Origin of the sequence: Paenibacillus terrae, from assembly GCF_005217525.1 — a bacterium.
Classification (GTDB): Bacteria; Bacillota; Bacilli; order Paenibacillales; family Paenibacillaceae; genus Paenibacillus; species Paenibacillus terrae_C.
This window is the reverse complement of the sequence record NZ_PNXQ01000008.1, coordinates 15,314-33,084: the sequence shown is the minus strand read 5'-3', so window position 1 is coordinate 33,084 and position 17,771 is coordinate 15,314. Positions and strand designations below refer to the sequence as shown.

General features: G+C 46.5%; 15 protein-coding genes and 1 pseudogene. 6 read left to right on the top strand and 10 right to left on the bottom strand.

The annotated features are described in order from the left end of the window. The first annotated feature begins 293 nt into the window (after window positions 1-293). From C1I60_RS07405 to C1I60_RS07390, 4 genes are all read left to right on the top strand, one after another. Window positions 294-1,349 (top strand): LacI family DNA-binding transcriptional regulator, encoded by a 1,056-nt coding sequence (locus C1I60_RS07405; RefSeq protein ID WP_434784378.1) that lies wholly within the window; start codon window positions 294-296, stop codon window positions 1,347-1,349. A gap of 52 nt (window positions 1,350-1,401) precedes the next feature. Continuing rightward, a complete protein-coding gene (locus tag C1I60_RS07400; protein ID WP_137061155.1) occupies window positions 1,402-2,574 on the top strand; it encodes a Gfo/Idh/MocA family protein in 1,173 nt (390 codons plus the stop codon). Window positions 2,575-2,611: 37 nt separating this feature from the next. Beyond that, window positions 2,612-3,340, top strand: coding sequence for a ThuA domain-containing protein (locus C1I60_RS07395; RefSeq protein ID WP_137061154.1), 729 nt, complete (start codon window positions 2,612-2,614; stop codon window positions 3,338-3,340). 73 nt (window positions 3,341-3,413) lie between these two features. Next, complete coding sequence (locus tag C1I60_RS07390; protein WP_137061153.1) at window positions 3,414-4,520, top strand: Gfo/Idh/MocA family protein; 1,107 nt, start codon at window positions 3,414-3,416, stop codon at window positions 4,518-4,520. Between the two features lie 256 nt (window positions 4,521-4,776). Here C1I60_RS07390 and C1I60_RS07385 read toward each other — a convergent pair whose 3' ends face one another. Beyond that, window positions 4,777-6,540, bottom strand: a complete 1,764-nt coding sequence (locus C1I60_RS07385) for a sulfatase family protein (protein WP_137061152.1) — start codon at window positions 6,538-6,540, stop codon at window positions 4,777-4,779. Window positions 6,541-6,668: 128 nt separating this feature from the next. On the opposite strand from C1I60_RS07385, the pseudogene C1I60_RS26415 reads away from it, so the two are divergent. Beyond that, window positions 6,669-7,396: pseudogene (locus C1I60_RS26415) on the top strand (Rpn family recombination-promoting nuclease/putative transposase); the annotation flags it as partial. Between the two features lie 26 nt (window positions 7,397-7,422). Here the strand turns inward: C1I60_RS26415 and C1I60_RS07375 are convergent. The 7 genes from C1I60_RS07375 to C1I60_RS07345 form a co-directional block, all read right to left on the bottom strand. Then, window positions 7,423-9,033, bottom strand: a complete 1,611-nt coding sequence (locus tag C1I60_RS07375; protein WP_137061151.1) for a S8 family serine peptidase — start codon at window positions 9,031-9,033, stop codon at window positions 7,423-7,425. Between the two features lie 160 nt (window positions 9,034-9,193). Continuing rightward, the gene (locus C1I60_RS07370) at window positions 9,194-9,979 is read right to left on the bottom strand and encodes a muscle M-line assembly protein unc-89 Uncoordinated protein 89 (RefSeq protein ID WP_137061150.1); all 786 of its coding nucleotides are present in this window, start codon (window positions 9,977-9,979) and stop codon (window positions 9,194-9,196) included. 99 nt (window positions 9,980-10,078) lie between these two features. Next, complete coding sequence (locus C1I60_RS07365; RefSeq protein ID WP_014279347.1) at window positions 10,079-10,348, bottom strand: peptide maturation system acyl carrier-related protein; 270 nt, start codon at window positions 10,346-10,348, stop codon at window positions 10,079-10,081. A gap of 13 nt (window positions 10,349-10,361) precedes the next feature. Next, the gene (locus C1I60_RS07360) at window positions 10,362-11,483 is read right to left on the bottom strand and encodes a TIGR04066 family peptide maturation system protein (RefSeq protein ID WP_137061149.1); all 1,122 of its coding nucleotides are present in this window, start codon (window positions 11,481-11,483) and stop codon (window positions 10,362-10,364) included. A gap of 14 nt (window positions 11,484-11,497) precedes the next feature. Continuing rightward, window positions 11,498-12,952 (bottom strand): Cys-rich peptide radical SAM maturase CcpM, encoded by a 1,455-nt coding sequence (gene ccpM / locus C1I60_RS07355; RefSeq protein ID WP_289306508.1) that lies wholly within the window; start codon window positions 12,950-12,952, stop codon window positions 11,498-11,500. Between the two features lie 71 nt (window positions 12,953-13,023). Then, window positions 13,024-13,209, bottom strand: a complete 186-nt coding sequence (locus tag C1I60_RS07350) for a CLI_3235 family bacteriocin precursor (RefSeq protein WP_137061148.1) — start codon at window positions 13,207-13,209, stop codon at window positions 13,024-13,026. Window positions 13,210-13,284: 75 nt separating this feature from the next. Beyond that, window positions 13,285-15,036, bottom strand: a complete 1,752-nt coding sequence (locus C1I60_RS07345; RefSeq protein ID WP_137061147.1) for an ABC transporter ATP-binding protein — start codon at window positions 15,034-15,036, stop codon at window positions 13,285-13,287. Window positions 15,037-15,189: 153 nt separating this feature from the next. Between C1I60_RS07345 and C1I60_RS07340 the strand changes: the two genes are divergently transcribed. Beyond that, window positions 15,190-15,834 carry an RNA polymerase sigma factor gene (locus tag C1I60_RS07340; protein ID WP_353505561.1) on the top strand — a complete coding sequence of 215 codons (645 nt, stop codon included), beginning with the start codon at window positions 15,190-15,192 and terminating at the stop codon, window positions 15,832-15,834. A 152-nt stretch (window positions 15,835-15,986) separates the two neighbouring features. On the opposite strand, the gene C1I60_RS07335 is transcribed toward C1I60_RS07340, so the two are convergent. After that, window positions 15,987-16,841 (bottom strand): carbohydrate ABC transporter permease, encoded by an 855-nt coding sequence (locus tag C1I60_RS07335; RefSeq protein ID WP_044646507.1) that lies wholly within the window; start codon window positions 16,839-16,841, stop codon window positions 15,987-15,989. An 18-nt stretch (window positions 16,842-16,859) separates the two neighbouring features. After that, complete coding sequence (locus tag C1I60_RS07330; protein WP_137061145.1) at window positions 16,860-17,744, bottom strand: carbohydrate ABC transporter permease; 885 nt, start codon at window positions 17,742-17,744, stop codon at window positions 16,860-16,862. Window positions 17,745-17,771: the final 27 nt, after the last annotated feature.

Sequence of the window (17,771 nt, the reverse complement as noted above, 5' to 3'; positions counted from 1 at the left end):
CTGATTTGACATCGCTCTTGGGATTGTTGCAAAATGCTCATTTACGAATTTAATATAACACATCATAAATATTATGGTCAATATTATTATTAAATACTTAATATATTAATTAACTATATTAATAAACGATAAGCAATTGGTTACGTTTAGCAGATAACTACTTTCTTAAATAAGGATTTTGCAAAATCCTGTAGTAGCTATAGTTGTACAGATGCGATCAAAATTTTATTAAGGAAAGTGGGATTGACAGAGGCAGGGCTGCATGAGAAAATGTACGCGCGTACATAAAATGACTGGAGGTGGGTAATATCGTATCGCGCAAGGAAGTAGCAGAGCTCGCCGGCGTGTCTGAAGCGACGGTATCGCGGGTATTGAACGCGGCCGGTCCCATCAAGGAAGAGACCCGGAAGAAGGTCAAGGACGCTGCCAATCAGCTTGGTTATGTTCCCAGCGCGCTGGCACGCAACTTTGCCCGAAGCAAGAGCGGGCATCTTGGTGTGGTTATGCCTTATGTGCCGAAGGCGCACCTGTTCTCAGCCTATTTTTTCTCCGAGATGCTGAGCGGCATCGGAAGCAAGGCCAGGGACAGCGGACTTGATCTGCTACTATTGTTCCGGAAACCGGGGGAAAGGATGGATTACAGTGGTCTTTTTCGCCAGCAAAAGGTCGATGCCTGTATCGTGCTTGGAGCCAGGGATGACCACGATGAGTTGGAAGCGCTGAAGAGACTTCAGGAAGAAGGGCGTCCGTTCTGCGTCATGAATCACCATTTTGCAGGACAGTCGTTCTGTGAAGTGGATGCAGACCACGTGGAGGGAAGCCGGGCGGCTGTAAGTCACCTCATAGAGCAGGGGTGCAAGCGGATTGCCTTTCTCAACGGCCCTGATAGCTATTCCAACAGTACAGAGCGTTTGAAGGGCTACCGCATCGCGCTTCAAGAGGCCGGCATCGATTATGATCGCGAGCTGCTTCTGGAGGGCAATTACAGCCGTCGAAGCGGGCTTAAAGCGTCGGCTACAATCGCAGGCAGGCTGAATGATATTGATGCCGTGTTTGCGGCGAACGACCGGATGGCCATCGGTGTGATGCAGGGGCTGCGCGAGCTCGGACTGGGCGTTGACCGATTCCCGGCGTTCGTGGGCTATGACGATTCGGATGTGGCCGAGATGTCCGTTCCGCCGCTAAGCAGCGTCCGCGTTCCTTTTTATGAGATGGGGGAGCTTGCGGCCTCGAAGCTTATACCGGATTCTCCAGACCGTATTCCAGCCTTGGAACTGACCGGATGCCCCTCGATAAGAGAGCTTCTGTCCACGAAGTTGATTATCAGGGCATCATCCATTCGTCAATAACCGCATTCCTCAACAATCCGTTGGAACTCAGACCCATAAGGAGGATAACGACATGTCTAATCGTCTTCGTATCGGAATGATTGGCTACAAATTTATGGGCAAGGCTCACAGCAACGCTTACCGCAATCTGCCCATGTTCTTCCCGGGTGCCCCGCTGCAGCCGGAGATGTCCGTCATCTGTGGACGCAACGAGCAGGGGGTTCAGGCGGCTGCCCGCCAGTTCGGCTGGACCGAAAGCGTTACCAATTGGCATGATCTGGTGAAACGTGAAGATATTGATCTCATTGACATCAACGCTCCGAGTGATGCCCATAAGGAAATTGTCATTGAGGCTGCCCTCCATGGCAAGCATCTGTTCTGTGAGAAGCCGCTTGCGCTCTCGCTGGCGGATTCCCGTGACATGCTACAGGCAGCGGAGGAAGCGGGTGTCAGACATATGATCGGCTTCAACTACCGCTTCTCTCCTGCTGTCCAGCTGGCGAAGCAGCTAGTCGAGAGCGGCCGCCTGGGCAAAATCTATCATTTCCGTGCCTTTTTCCTTCAGGACTGGATCATGGACCCGTCCTTCCCGCTGGTGTGGCGGCTGCAAAAGGAAGTGGCCGGTTCTGGCTCTCATGGTGATCTTGGCGCTCATCTGATTGATCTCGCCCGGTTCCTGGTCGGCGAGTTTCATGAAGTGATCGGCATGAGCGAGACGTTCATCAAGCAGCGCCCGCTGGCTTCGGAGATGACCGGATTGAGCGCCAAGGGCAACGCCGGGGCGAATGCGCCGATGGGAGAAGTGACGGTCGATGATGCCACGCTGTTCCTGGCACGCTTCGCCGGAGGTGCGCTGGGCAGCTTCGAGGCCACACGGTTTGCGGCCGGACACCGGAGCACCAATTCATTCGAGATCAACGGCAGTCTGGGCAGTGTGCGGTTTGACTTTGAACGGATGAACGAACTGGAAGTGTATTTCACACAAGATGAGAAGGACGTTCAGGGCTTCCGCCGCGTGCTCGCCACCGATCCGGCACACAAGTACTCCGAGGCCTGGTGGCCTGCGGGACATACGATCGGATTCGAGCATACCTTCACCCACGAGATGCTTGAGCTGATGAGTGCCATCTCCGAGGGACGGCAGCCTGTGCCGAACTTCCACGACGGGGTCGCTTGTCAGGCCGTGCTTGAAGCGGTGGAACGATCCATAGAGGAGCGCCGCTGGGTATCCATTGAAGAAATGTAAGATAACTATCACATTCCGAAAGGTGAGTGGATTACAGATGAGCAAGGCACTGATTGTATGGGGCGGATGGGACGGACATGAGCCGGAGCAGGTGGCTGCCATTTTTGAACGGATCCTGAAGGAAGAGCGGTTCGAGGTGGAGGTGTCTAATAACCTTGAAGCCTACCAGGATGCGGAGAAGCTGCTTGGCCTGGACCTAATCGTTCCGTTGTGGACCATGGGACAGATTGAGCAGGAGCTGGTCAATCATGTCTCGGCAGCAGTTCAGAGCGGCGTAGGCCTAGCAGGCTGCCATGGCGGCATGTGCGATGCCTTCCGGAACAATGTGGACTGGCAGTTCATGACAGGCGGGCAATGGGTTGCACATCCCGGCAATGACGGGGTGGAGTATATGGTGAACATGAAGCGCGGCTCCAGCCCGCTGCTGGACCATATTGAGGATTTTCAGGTCAAAAGCGAGCAGTACTACCTCCACGTAGACCCGGCGGTTGAAGTGCTGGCAACCACACGCTTCCCGGTCGTACCGGGACCGCATTCAGCCAATGGGCCGGTGGATATGCCCGTTGTATGGACGAAGTGTTGGGGAAACGGTCGCGTCTTCTACAATTCGCTAGGACATCACGCAGATATCATAGAGATGCCTCAAGTGACCGAGATGATGCGCAGCGGGTTCCTGTGGGCTGCGGCAGGCAAACAGACGGCGGCTGCCCGGGGCGGCTCCTTGGCAGATGCTTATACGGGCATGGCAGACAACCAGCAGCGGTAGCGTAGACAGGATGATGTCGGATGCAGTAAGGAAATTCCATTATCCATTTTTTGAAGGTGAAGGGAGTCCAGGCATGAACAAAATGAAGGTGGGCATTATCGGTTGTGGTAAAATCAGCGGAATTTACATGGAAAATTGCCAGCGCTTCGATATTCTGGAGCTGTCGGCAGTAGCAGATCTGGACCAGGGCCGAGCAAAGGAGCAGGCGGCAGCGTATAACGTTCCGAACGTATATTCGGTAGATGAGATCCTGGCTGATCCAGAGATTGAACTCATCATTAATCTGACCATACCGGCCGTTCACGCCGACGTATCTCTCAGAGCCCTTGAGACAGGCAAGCATGTCTATGTAGAGAAGCCGCTTGCGGTCACCCGTGAGCAGGGCCAGGCTGTCTTGGAGCTGGCCCGCCGCAAGGGACTGCTTATCGGCTGCGCACCGGAGACCTTCTTCGGCTCCGGCATACAGACGGCATTGAAGCTGATTGAGGAAGGGGTCATTGGCAGGCCGGTAGCCGCTACGGCCTTCATGATGAGCCGTGGACATGAACATTGGCATCCCGATCCTGAATTTTATTATGCTATGGGCGGCGGACCAATGTTTGATATGGGCCCTTATTATTTGACAGCTCTGGTGCAATTGCTTGGTCCGATTGCCACCATCTCTGGCATGACAGGCAAGGCGCTGGACCAGCGAAGTATTACAAGCGAGAAAAAGAGAGGCCAGACCATCCCGGTCGACATTCCGACCCATGTGGCTGGATTGCTACGCTTTGAGCAGGGGGCTGTCGGCACGTTGATTACCAGCTTTGACATCTTTGGTGGAAGCTCCCTGCCACCGATCGAGGTATATGGTACTCATGGCACGCTGCAGGTGCCTGACCCGAACACATTCGGAGGGCCGGTTCGCTACAGGCTGCAGGGCGAGCAGGAATGGACAGAGGCGCCGCTGCTGCCGGGCTACCAGGAGAATACACGGGGCATCGGCGTTGCCGATATGGCCTATGCTGTCCGCAGCGGACGGCCTCACCGCGCCAGCGGTGAACTGGCCTACCATGTGTTGGAGGCGATGTGGGCGTTCCATGATTCCTCCGATGAGCAGACATTCTATCCGATGCAGAGCACATGCCTGCGCCCGGCAGCTTTGCCGGAAGGCCTGCCCTTGTATACGTTGGATGCGTAAAAAAATGTCAGCCTGCTGCTAATCGGCAGCAGGCCAGATTTACAAGACTGGTGAGGCTGTAAGCAAAAGTTGTTTTTTTGGATTTTTCACAACATGTCCATGTGAACCCGAAAAAGCGGAGCCCCTCCTTCAAAGAGAAGCTCCGCTGTTCGTATGGTAACATTGTAACCGAATACATAATTATCGACCGAATCGCGTTTAATAGAGAGCATCAAGCTGTTTCCGATGACCCGGAAGAGGGAAAAAGCGTTGTTTTTCACCTCACACCTGATTGAGCGGGATATAAACGTTTTTGTTTACGTTGTTCCTCCAGTAAGCGCATCATCTGTTGCTGAACGCTTCTGCTCTGCTGCGTTGCAAATGCTGGATGAGCAAGGTTACATGTTTCCAAAGGGTCGCTGGTCAGGTTATACAATTCATATTCGTCACGTTCCGGTTGCGTTTTGACCTGTGTAGCCCATTGAGAATATTGTCCGCATGTATGCTCGCCCACGGGTCGCATAGTAACATCCTTCACCCCCGGTTGGCTCCAGAATTGAGTACTGTCAAAATAGCGGGTAAACTTCCACAGCTCCTTTACACCCTCTCTTTGCAGGGGCGTAATGACAGTCTCGATATGATTGGGCTGAACAACAGACGGATATGCCTCTCCCAGTATATTGATCTGCCGCTGTCCTCGGGTCACATCATCGTCGGTCATAAAATAAACCGGCTGGTCAACTATCTCCCCCTGGTTCTGTCCGCGGATAACAGGAGTAAGATCACGTCCCACCAAGGGGCGGGCTTCGCTAAAGCTGTTTTGCAGGCGGCTCTGGATTGCAGTGATGTCAACATTCGCCAGTCCAAGCATCGTAGGCAGGAGATCCACGTGGTTTGTCAGGGTATGCTCGCTTTTATATTGAGGAAACAGATGTTGGTTATGGATAACCAAAGGCACATGCACAATCTCTTCATAAGCACAGTAAAATTTTTGATGAAGATTGCCGTGAGCGCCTAGCAAATCTCCATGATCGGATGTAAAAATCACAATGGTATTATCGTAAAAAGAAGAACGGGTCAGTGCTTCAAATACCTTAAGCATCTGACGGTCTGCATTTTTTTGCAACTGGTAGTAAAGCTTTCGATAAAAGGGCTGATCCATAATGGGCTGTAACGCTCTAGGGTAAATATCCCTGTAGCTTGCCTGACAGCGTGGCTTTGTAGCCAGCCATTCGTTGATTGTCGGAGGGGGAGTGACATCTGGCATCGGTTCCACCTCAAATCGAAACATGGGCAATCGCGCAGTAATAGCACCATATAAAACAATATCATGCGGGTTCACAAATGAAGTTACGACTAACCAAGGCTCTGCATGGTTGTCATGTTGTTTCCGACGGTCAAGGGCTTCGATTAGCTGGGCGGTTTCTGCGGCGTACACCTCATCTCGCCCGCTTAAACCAACAGCGGCGGAGGAACCAGAATTTCGTGGGTTTCTCCCATGCGGCTCTGGACCGATCCACCCGGAAAATCCAAAGCTATCCAAGCGGTCGGCTTGCTCATATATGCCTTCCAGTCTTCTGTCGGGTACCCCCGTCAGCGGATGATAGCTGGGAAGGGCTTTGTGCGTACCCGGGATGATAATATCCTCATCGGATATATGCCATTTTCCTTTATAGTACGTTTGGTATCCGGCTGCGCGAAAATAATCCCCCATCGTAGGCACCGTATTTCTATCCAGCCAGAACATATCGGAGTCGAATGCCCCCTTGGCCACTCCGTCTGTCTGAGTGACGCCATGGAGTGACGGATAATGACCAGTGAACAAGGTTGTTCTGCTGGGGCTGCATGCAGCACTTCCAATATAATGCCTGTGAAACTCCAGTCCGTGAGACCTCAAGAGTCCTTGCGTAATAAGATTTTGTCTGCTCCATTCTTTGATTTCCCGGTTTTCATAAACCGCTGGATACCGTTCCTCATCCACAAGGAGTACCAGGAAATTAGGTTTTTCAAAGGATTGGGGTGAAAATGAGCTATCATTCATGTATACACATCCCAGGTTAGTTTTTACCCTAAGAATATGTAGTGAAATGATGAAACAGTATCATTCGGAAAAGAAGTTCAGACAATCTGATATCTTAAAAAAGATGATATAATTAATACTAAACGGGAGCTGGAGAAGCTCAATTAACCGAAATTATTTTAATGAATCCCTATACGGATAAGGACGACAAGCAGTCTATTTTTGATGTCTATGCCAAGACCGCAGAGGGCAAACTAATTGATATCGAAATGCAGCTTTTCAACAAATACGATATTGAGAAGCGGACGTTGTTCTATTGGAGTAAGCGATACGCGGGACAGCTTCATGAGGGCGAAAAATACCAGGAACTAAAAAAATGTGTGACCATTAACATCCTCAACTATTCTTTTTTACCTAACGATGAATACCACAATGTGTTTCATTTACGCGAGGACCGCACAGGGATATCACTTATTGATGATATTGAAGTATATTTTCTGGAACTGCTGAAGCTGGATGAGCAAACCGCATCCTTCAAAGAAGGAGGGCTTATCAACTGGCTGTTGTTTCTTAAAGGCGCAGATCCATCCAAATGGGAGGTTTTAAAAATGAACGACCAGGATTGGAAAAGGCCATGAACACGCTGCAATTCTTGAGTCAGGATTCAGAAGCAAGACGTCTGTATGAAGCCCGGCAGAAATACCTGCACGATGAAGCTTCCATGATCGATAGAGCAGAATCCGTCGGTATGGCGAAAGGAAAAATAGAAGAGAAAAAGGATATCGCCAAAAATATGCTTTCCATGGGTATGGACATAGCTATCATTGCAAAGGCTACCGGATTAACTGAACAAGAAATTAAAACGATTCAATTATAGAAAATATTACCCAAATAATAGGAATGTTAATTGACCAGCACATACTCTATATATTTATACAGAGCGTCTATAGCCTCCACATTTAAACCTTGGAGCGTCCTTTTCTCCAAAAGTTTATTATTACTTACTATAGAAATTCGGATAGCTTCTGATCCTTCAGTTGTTTGCAACCAAAGCTCCAGCTCTGTATCCGGTGAGTTCTGTTTCCTCAACCCATCCAAACCCTGACGGGCCTCCAGACAAAGAATAACAACATCCGCATGAGCCATGGAGGCGGTCTTATTACAACAGCATACAAGCTCCTCCATTCTATTTACAGTACGAGAAAAGCAAATGTATTCCATATCATGCAATACAGATCTGGACTGATCCACTGCAACCCAACAATGATATCCATCCCGGACAAAAGACATTTTCAGCAAATGCAGAAAATAAAATATGTCCATTTCCCCGTCATAATAAATAGCGACAAACGGAATTTCAAGAGACTTTCCTTCCTTATACTTCTCCAGTTCTCTCTGTAGGCCGACCTCTCCATGCCATAAGCGCAATTGACGGGAGAAAAAGCCCATCGTGGGGATATCGCACTGCCATTCACCTGCATAAACCACATGCTTACCGTACTGAATAGCCAATTGACTCACTTGCCGAAGGGCAACCGCATCCATGTGCCCCAATAAAATGAGGGTATCGGTTGTCCGCTGTTGCTCATGCTCCTGCACGAGCACCGCTTTGATCACAGGAACAGCCTCTTGAGAGGAGATCAGAATTTCACGTTGAATCTGAAAATAATACGGTGCCACTGTACAGGTAGTAGTACCTGCTTTAAATACAAACGCACACCGAATCCAATCTGGATTTCTGTACCGTTGCACTGGTAAACGGGAGGCTTGCACCAGATTACAGCTATGTTCCTGCAATTCGTTCTTAAGCAACTCTATAGAATAAATACACTTAGAGCTCTGCAATAACATACATACCTGTGCCGTGATTAGCGGGGCTGCATAGCTGTTGCTGTTAGGGCACAACACTGTCCCTCCTAACACGTCTGTAAGGGCATGTCTAGCAAAAGCCGTGAATTCAATTCCACCACCGAAGGCCGCCTCAAGGTTATACCTGTATTGACCTGCAGCAAGGTTCCCGCTTCGGTCACATTCTACTCCAATCACATTGCTGAAGGAAGCAGGATAAGTGAGAAAACCGCCATTGTGTGCGGCACTTACCATAATAAGCCCTGCGGCCGCAACTTCATTCACCACTTCCCGCAATAAGGTACGATCCCGAAAATCGGTACTTCCCAGACTGATATTGGCTACCTGTACCCCGTGTTTTACACACCAGCGCAGGGCAGCGCAAAGTTGATCAGCATTTCCTTTCCTTTGTTTCAATATTTTAACACTACTTATCACTGCATTCGGAAAATAGGCTTGTACAATACCTGCACATAATGTCCCATGGTTCATCATGTACGTATTCTGTCGTTCGTCTTCCAGGGGCTTGTCTTGGGCAGCACTTGTGGATGTTTGAAAATGAACTGGTAATGAAGAGACCATTTCAATATCATACAACATATTTGTATTGAAGACTTCCGCAGTAACTCCGTCGTCAATAATCGCTACATGAATCTTAGAATTCACTCTTCCCACTCCCCGTTTCCCCCGATAATAAAATAGTTTCCGTGTATCACCACGGAAACTATTTTGAGGATTGCCACTAATCACTACAGTGCCAAGAAACGACCGCCGCTACTTTGCCTTCCTAGTCTATCAAGCAGAAATTAGGGAAGACAGGAATGTGTTAAGCTACAGTATTAACATTCGTGCCGACCGCTTCTGTCTTTCCTTTAGCCGAATCCGAGTAAGCATTGAGCTCTTGCTCAGTCCACACTCCCTCTGCCTCTACACGCTGTTTTTCCTCATCACTTTGATTATCTTCACGGGTAATCGGTTGTTCCCTTTGCAGCGCTTCGGTAATATGCTCATTGACAGCTCCGGCTATATCCAGGATTTTGCTATTAAGCCCCTCTGCCTTCTCTCGCAAGGCCGCAGATTTTGCAGGGTCGCTGTTCTCCCACCCCTTCGCCTCGCTTTGCAATGTGATTTGAGCCATTTTGGTTACTTTCGCCATCTTCAGCTCATTGTTTGCAGAGACAATACCCTTCATCGTGTATGTGAAAAAACTCTGTTTTTGCTCTTCAGCTGTCTTGGGATTATATTGCTCTGTTTTCTCTGCCAATCCCTTTTCAATCTCTTTTTTGCTCTCCTCATCTGTACCTAAAGCCTTGCGTTGTTCTTCAAGCGTCTGTTTCTGAATAGCCTCGTCCATTTGTTGAATCTGCTTATCCATTTCCTCAAGGTCAGCTTTTATATTATCTGGACTGGCTCCTCGCTTGACCGCATTACTCAAGTAATCAGAACGCCTATCAATCAGATTTTGTTTTTGCTCCATCAGGCGTTCAAGCACCTTGTTCTGCGGCCTTGCTATACTATTCCTTTCTGTTCGATCATTCTGAGCGGATCCCGAACGATTGTGATTTGCCGTAAAAGACGACCCTCGATGAGATGACGCAATGGATACATTCATCCCCAAACCTCCAATTCATATATTTATATCCCAAAAAAAGTTATTTCTATTATTATATCGGCCATTGTCTACTATTTATTCAGATTTTTCACAAAATATTCAACTCCTCTGTTCGTTTATACATTCCCTTACAGTCTCCAGCAAACGATCATATGTAAGGAAACAGCCCTCCGATATTCGTTCCTGTGAAATCTGAATAGCAAAGCTTTTTTCTACTTCAAAGAAGAGGTATACCAAATCACGCGGAAGTAGTCTCATTCCCGAACCAAGCAGTGGAGCGCCGATGTCTACCTCATTTAGTCTGATTTCAAAAAGTTTCAAAAAGATATTTTCCAGTTCCAACTCCACAACATCCTGCGTTCCATTCATGTTCTCTCCTCCGTTACAACTTAATAAGATTCTGCTCACTTGAAAAATAATTCAAAATATGATCAGCCATCTTTCCGATGTCGTCATCATTGGACAGGTTCATTATGGGTACAGGATAATCAGAAAACTCCCGCTTCTTCTCTTCGACAAATCGGCTATCCACAGAAGAATATTGCATATTCACAGTAGAGGAAGAATAGCTGTCAAATACATTGTTACACAAGGCATATCCCAATAAAGATGAAGAAAAACGATTTTCAAGATACTTTTGCACATGCTCCAGATACTGAGTGTTGTACTCATCATAATGAAGACAGCAGATCAGACCGTCAGGTACGACAGCCCTTGATGCCAGAAAAGATGTAATACCAAAATAATTCGTGAAGGTATTGTTATATGGTACTACCCCTCCCGGAATGCCTACGAGCATAAGATCAGGCTTCTCGCTTTGCTCTATTTTTTTCAGAAAACGATTGAACATAATAATCTTCTGGGTCTCCGTCAGCCCACTCTCCAGCATAAATTGGGGAAAGGAATGAGCACCGACCAGTTCCCCGCACCCGTTCGACGTCATCTGGGAAATCCGATATCCTGCCGCCTCAAGCTTCTGTCGAACAGCAAACTGGAGTCCAAGCTTGTTTGTCCGCTCATTTAAGCCCAGTATAAAAATGACTGGCGTAAAGAAATCGTGAATACCGGAAGCTGGGTCCGGGGCAGTAAGTCCCTTGGTAAATATATCGAATGTATTTTTTAACGTGAGCTTGCTTTCTTGATTCCGATACTGATCGATGATAGTCATGCATTCATCCGGTAAAGTGAAATTACACATTACTTTTTTCCCGAGCTTCATGGCCTTAATAATCAGTGGCAGATAGAGCTCCGTGATGTCCAGTTTAAAATTCGAACGCACCAACAAAATGGCATCGCACTGCTCCAGCTCTTGCTCCAGACAAGACTCCGGTTTCACCGTGAGCCCCGTAACTGCTCCCTTATCGGCTACACAGGCATCCTTCCCGATCATGCCCGACCCCTTAAAGGAAACAAGTACCACCTCGCTGTAACTACCCAATAAATTCAAATTTCTCACAAGAGCTATCGTCTCACTATCAAATGGAAAAATGAGCAGCTTATCCATATTGTGAACTCCTCTCATGCATTTTCAAAATCAAGGATCGTATCATCAGAAAAATCGTATCCAAGCTCATTCAGCATGCAAAAGTCCAGTAAAGTATGTCTTACATCATTTTTCACTACAGCACAGTGGTTCAGCTTCATTTCTCTGGATAATGTGTGCAAATCGTCTGCCACAGCGACGCATAGCGTACAGAAGCGGAAATTCCAGCAATTTTTACAGGCATCTTCCGTAATGGAGCCAACGTTTAATATTTGACTGATTTTATCCACATCAAAGCCCGAATCTACATTGCCAATCTGGACCACCTCAGACTGCTCGCTTACCCGCTCACACGGATACAGGTTTCCATTTACATCAGCAAACAGGCGTTGGACACCCGGCACGCACGGTCCCCCATGATGCGCCTCCAGTGGCATGCCTGCAGACGGCTTTCTGTAATGAAACATCCGGAAGTATATCTGAACATAATAGTCCTTAATCAGCTTGGAGACATGGCTTTCATCCATTCTCCCGAATTTAGACAGCATCATTTTAAATACTTCATAGCCTCGTTGTTCAATAAAGGTATTCCTATACATTACTTCATCCTTTGCATAAGCATCGTTAATGTATGAGGATCTAACGCTATACAAACTCTCGAACGTTTCATAATTAGCGTAGAAATCATTCACACAGCCAAAATCATTGCGGGTATCCATAACGACATTAAAATTAATCCACTCAAACAGATCGGGGTAGCTCTCCTTGATTTTATCTACATTTGCAATAATCGTATCGAATGATCCTCGTCCGTTAACGGCGAACCGTCTGTTTCTGTCATGATTTTCCTTGTCTCCGTCCAGGCTGACTGTAAGGACAAATTGGTGCTCATTCAAGAATGTCAAAATATCGTCATTAAGCAATGTACCGTTGGTCGTCAGATGAAAACCGATATCCCTGTGCACCACTTTTTCCTTGATATATTCAACACATTGCTGGATGAGCAGGAAATTGATCAGTGGCTCTCCCCCATAAAAGCCAAAATCGAGCCGTTCACTGTCCACTGACCTGTCGATTACAAAGTCAATGCACTTTTTCGCCGTTTCAAAATCCATCCGCAAGCTGGAATGCCCACGATTGTCATAATTTCCAGAATAGACACAGTAGGAGCACCTGAGATTGCAATTTTGCGTTACTTGCAGGGTGAGCGTCTTAAGCTGGTACTTTAACATATGCTCCAAATGTTTGGTCTTCGGGTGGTGAATGATCTGCGGACGCTGTGAAGATAAAAAACCGTTATCCAGTAAATGTCCAATATACTGTTGCAACTCTGGCGTATCTTCTATTTGATTCAGATCAAAGCTGCGATGCTGATTCAAAAAGTCATACGCCTCCTCCTTAATCCGCAAAATCAGGTTTGTATTCACATCATACAGATAATGATGCAGTCTAGTCTGAAATGTATATATAAACGGTTTACAAATGTTCATCATTCACACCTACTCTAATTTAAAGTGGTGGAAGAGCCTAAAATACAGGCTCCCCCAAGTTGATGAATAGCTTAATAATTGCCGATGCCTGTTCCATTGTCTCTTCGATAGGAGCCATCACTTTCTCTTTGGGTGTTGGAGTTTCTGGTCGAGCTGCCTGCACAATAACAGGAACAAGGACAGTAGCAGGAACATCCGCAGCCAAATGCCTCAATCGTATCACTGACATTTGTGTTTCGTTTCACAAGCTTACGCATGCTAAACCTCTCCTTTCTTTTACAAAATGGTTTAAAGCGGTGTTCATCTATACTAATCCCAGATAAGAGATAAAATCACCAAATCATTTCATTTGTTTTCTCATCATTCTCCGAAACCCATTTTCTGTAGCCTGGATGATGCTCCATAAAGTAGTGATGTGATCCAATTTGGGCTGACTGTCCAGCTTCCAGCAAAATAATTTTTTGAACATACTTCAACACCTCGCTACGATGTGTGACAACGATTACCGTCTTGTCACTCAAACGTGTCTCCAACAATTGATGGACATTCACCTCGGAAGCTGCATCCAGATTAGAGGTCGCCTCATCCAGAATAAATAGCGGTGCCTCCCTAACCAATGCCCGGGCCATGGCAATCTTCTGTCTTTGACCGCCTGACAGTCTGGAGCCATTAGACCCGATACGAAAATCGTCTGACAGACTCTGTGTGAATTCAGTTAATCCAATGTCTCTAATACTTGTAGCAACTACGTCGTCACTGACACCTGAGCCTAACCGAATATTGTCACGAATCGTAGTATCGAATAAATACACTTGCTGGCTGACCAAAGCTATCCGGCTACGATATTCATCCATTTCGTAGCTTTGAATATCAATGCCCTCATAAGTGATGATCCCTTGATCGGGTTGGCAAAAACGCATAATGAGATCAAGAACGGTGGATTTGCCCGATCCATTGGCTCCTATGATTGCAACCTTCTCCCCTCTAGCAATCATAAAGTTCAATCCACTTATAACAGGCTCATCTTCGTTATATGAAAACGAAACATTATGAAACGCAATGTGGTTGTCCGGTGCCCGATTAGAAGAAATAGGCTCTAAAACAGACAAATCCAACGTTTCCTCCTCTTCCCCATCCAGAAATTGATAGTAGCGAATGGCAGACGGGAGAATCTCAGCCAGCATGTAACCTATATTTAAGATGGCGAAAATAGGCGTTGTGACATAAGCACTGTACGCAATAAACGCAAAAATACCGCCAACGGTAAGCTCTAGCCGAAATATAAGATTGGATCCAATGATATACAGCACCATAATCAGCAATTGAATCAAGATAGATTCCGAGGCCGTATTCCATGCATCCAGCATCGATATTTTTCGTTCCGTACCGACGATACGATGCTGCCTCGATGAGAATTCCTGATGCCTGTTAGCAAGCAGACCGAACATCCGCTGCTCCTTCATTCCTCCGATGGCCTCTCCAAACCACTGCGCAAAATCACTGCTACTTTCTATCATTTCTCCTATCAGCTTTTTTCTGCGCCTGACAAAATACTGTACAGCAACATACTTGACTGGCAAAAAGCAAAGCACAATGACTGTCATTTTCCAATTAATCATGAACAAACCACATAAACCGCCAATCATACTAAACGCCTGCATGATGACGAAAAAAAGTCCGCTGTCTGCAACCCTTGATATATTACCTACATCCATACTGATTTGATTGAGCAGTTCTGCTTCGTTCGTACGGGTAAAATAACTCATTCGGAGCCTTGTCAAATGAAGGTAGGCCTTCTCATATAGTGAATACGTTATATTGGCACTTAAACCCGCCCTGAATGCTTCCTTGCATACATGCAATAGCTTGTCTGAGCATACCAGCACAAATGCAGCAGACGTGTACAGGATTACAGCCTGCATATTTCCTTTTAAAAGGCCGTCATCCATAATGAGTCTGCTTGTTAAAGGCAGTAGCATGTTCATACCCGCCGATATAATTAGACACGTAAGAATAATAGTGACGGACTTCAAGTGCGTCCTAAATAATCCCGCCAATCGTTTGAACACAATTGATTCTTTCATCCCTCTCCCTCTTTCCCTCTTGTTCCCTCTCCTTTACTAATACCATTTTGACGATATAATCACCCGATCTGAACATATAGCTCTTCCTTTAATTCCATACTCACGAAATGAAGCTGTGACTTTTGTTATCTCCAATACATCCAAATATTGTATATGATGGTCATGAGTTTTATAACGTTTATGATCTTTCATCCGTCTAAAGGAGGCTTGAACATGCCGACAACGATGGTTACAGACTGCTGTGAAGGGGATCAATGCACTAGACAGTACAATTGTTTCTATAATCAAATATGTGAACTTTATCTGGATGACGTGTACCGTTTCTGCATACATCTGCTCAAAAATGAATTGCAATTTAGATGCATAGCAGAGGAGTGTACACAAGATACTTTTTTGACAGCAAGACAACAGCTATGTAAGCTCAAACTTCATCCCAATGTGAAAGGGTGGCTATACCTCACGGCCAAACACTTTGTACATAAATCATTAAGACGCTACTACACACAAAAAAAGCATGAGACTATGTTTGAACATGAGGCTTGCAGTCTTTCAATTTCGGTAGAAGAGGATTGGGAGAAAAGCAGGTTTCAAGATATTGATCAGATTATAAACAGCATCCTGACGCAACTCTCGAAGAAAGAATATGAGCTATATCAGGATTATTTTTTGCAGAACATGTCCATTTCGATCCTTGCTACCAAATATAATATTTCTATTACAGCTACCACTACACGGATTTACAGGCTTAGAAAAACACTCCGCACCCTGTCACATCAATATTATTTGACTCATATGTAAATACAGACCCCTGTGCAAACATACCAGCACTTCGGATGAACCAAACAAGAAACCAGATTTTATATGACACAACAAAACGGCGGAGTTCCTCGGTATTAAACCAAGAAACTCCGCCGTTGCTATGTGTAGCCTATAACTCACCGCTACAACTACTACTTAATGCCCGAAATCGTATAATTTTCGATAATATACTTTTGGAAAACAATGAATATGATCATGATCGGTACGACCATGAAGGTCGAGCCTGCCATCTGGAGCGCGAACTGGCTCTCATTTTGGCCTTTGAGCAACGATAGTCCCACGGACAACGTATACAGCTTCTCATCGTTCGCAATAATGAGCGGCCACAGGAAGCTGTTCCAACCGCCGATAAAGGTCAGAATGGCCTGTACGGCCAAAATCGGTGTTGAGATAGGCAGTACGATTTGCAGGAAAGTACGAAACTCCCCTGCACCATCAAGGCGCGTTGCCTCCAGCAGTTCTTCCGGAATATCGGACATAAACTGTCGGAACAGGAAGATGGCGAAGGCACCTACCAAGCCAGGAAGTACAATCCCCATCATGGTGTTGGTTAATCCCATCTGGTTCAAAATCAAATACACAGGAATCATCGTCACCTGCCCCGGAACCATCATCGTGGCCAGCACCAAATAGAACAGGAAACCTTTACCTTTAAATTTGAATTTGGCGAAGCCGTAGCCTGCCATGGCGTTCAGGAATAATCCAAAAAAGGAAGCTAATACAATCACCAGTGTATTAGTCAGATAGGTGCCAAAAGCCATGCTATCAAATAGTGTTTTAAAATTGTCCAATGTGAAATGCTGCGGCCAGATGGTTGGAGGAATTTGGGTTACCTCGCTCTCCGTCTTAAAGGAGGATAAAATCATCCACGCAAAAGGCAGCACCATCAACAGACCTCCCACGGTCAGGAGAATCGCCACGAACCATTGAAATGTTTTTTCTCCACTGCGCGAATTGGCGCGGGCTTGCTGAACAGCTGTTTTCACGTTCATCACCTCTCTCTATCAGGACTCCGCTTTATTTTGCAAACGGAACTGAATCAGCGTCACCGCGATGATCGCAAAGAACAGAATGAACGATCCCGCCGCGGCATAACCGAATTTACTAAATTGGAAACCGTTATTGTATATAAACAGGGATGCTGATAGTGTGCCGTCAAGCGGTTTCCCTTTGGTCATGACGAACGGTTCCTCGAAAAATTGCAGCCAGCCGATCATCGTCGTAATGGATACGAAGAAGATAGCGTAGCGGAGCTGCGGAAGGGTAATATAACGAATTTGTTGCCATGTGTTGGCCCCGTCAAGCTGAGCCGCCTCATAGTAAGAACCCGGAATCCCTTTAATGGCAGCAATGAAAATAATCATATTTAAGCCTATTCCCCGCCAAACAGCCAATAAAATAAGCGATATCTTCGCCATCGTAGGATCGGTCAGCCAAGGAACAGGATCCAGATTCATCATGCCCAGTACATAGTTGAAAAGCCCGAGGGTCGGATTATACAAATAACTCCAGACCACCGCTACCGCCACCACGTTCGTTACGGACGGCAGATAGAACACCACGCGGAAAACTTTGAAAGCACGTGATTTACCCATGTTAATCAGGATTGCAATGCTGAGTGAAAACAATAGCACTAAAGGAACCCCGATGATGACGAAAAATAGAGTGTTCCCAATGGACTTTAGAAAAGAAGGGTCTATTAGCACATTCTTGTAATTTTCCAGTCCTATAAAGCGAATATTATCATAATTAACGAGTCCTGACAGATCCATATCTGTGAAGCTGATCACGAGTGCCAGTAAAATCGGCAACAACGAAAACAGCGTCAGCAGAATAATGGAGGGACCGATAAACAAGTATGGCGCAAGCTTCTGCGAGCTTCCTTTCATGCCTTCACTCCCTTTGACAATGACGGA

Bases quoted from the DNA above. Each gene is read 5' to 3' on its own strand.
- C1I60_RS07360 (WP_137061149.1), bottom strand. From the start codon at position 11,483: ATGGATAAGCTGCTCATTTTTCCATTTGATAGTGAGACGATAGCTCTT.
- C1I60_RS07385 (WP_137061152.1), bottom strand. From the start codon at position 6,540: ATGAATGATAGCTCATTTTCACCCCAATCCTTTGAAAAACCTAATTTC.
- C1I60_RS07350 (WP_137061148.1), bottom strand. From the start codon at position 13,209: ATGCGTAAGCTTGTGAAACGAAACACAAATGTCAGTGATACGATTGAG.
- C1I60_RS07390 (WP_137061153.1), top strand. From the start codon at position 3,414: ATGAACAAAATGAAGGTGGGCATTATCGGTTGTGGTAAAATCAGCGGA.
- C1I60_RS07340 (WP_353505561.1), top strand. From the start codon at position 15,190: ATGATGGTCATGAGTTTTATAACGTTTATGATCTTTCATCCGTCTAAA.
- C1I60_RS07330 (WP_137061145.1), bottom strand. From the start codon at position 17,744: ATGAAAGGAAGCTCGCAGAAGCTTGCGCCATACTTGTTTATCGGTCCC.
- C1I60_RS07400 (WP_137061155.1), top strand. From the start codon at position 1,402: ATGTCTAATCGTCTTCGTATCGGAATGATTGGCTACAAATTTATGGGC.
- C1I60_RS07395 (WP_137061154.1), top strand. From the start codon at position 2,612: ATGAGCAAGGCACTGATTGTATGGGGCGGATGGGACGGACATGAGCCG.
- C1I60_RS07370 (WP_137061150.1), bottom strand. From the start codon at position 9,979: ATGAATGTATCCATTGCGTCATCTCATCGAGGGTCGTCTTTTACGGCA.
- C1I60_RS07365 (WP_014279347.1), bottom strand. From the start codon at position 10,348: ATGAATGGAACGCAGGATGTTGTGGAGTTGGAACTGGAAAATATCTTT.
- ccpM (WP_289306508.1), bottom strand. From the start codon at position 12,952: ATGAACATTTGTAAACCGTTTATATATACATTTCAGACTAGACTGCAT.
- C1I60_RS07345 (WP_137061147.1), bottom strand. From the start codon at position 15,036: ATGAAAGAATCAATTGTGTTCAAACGATTGGCGGGATTATTTAGGACG.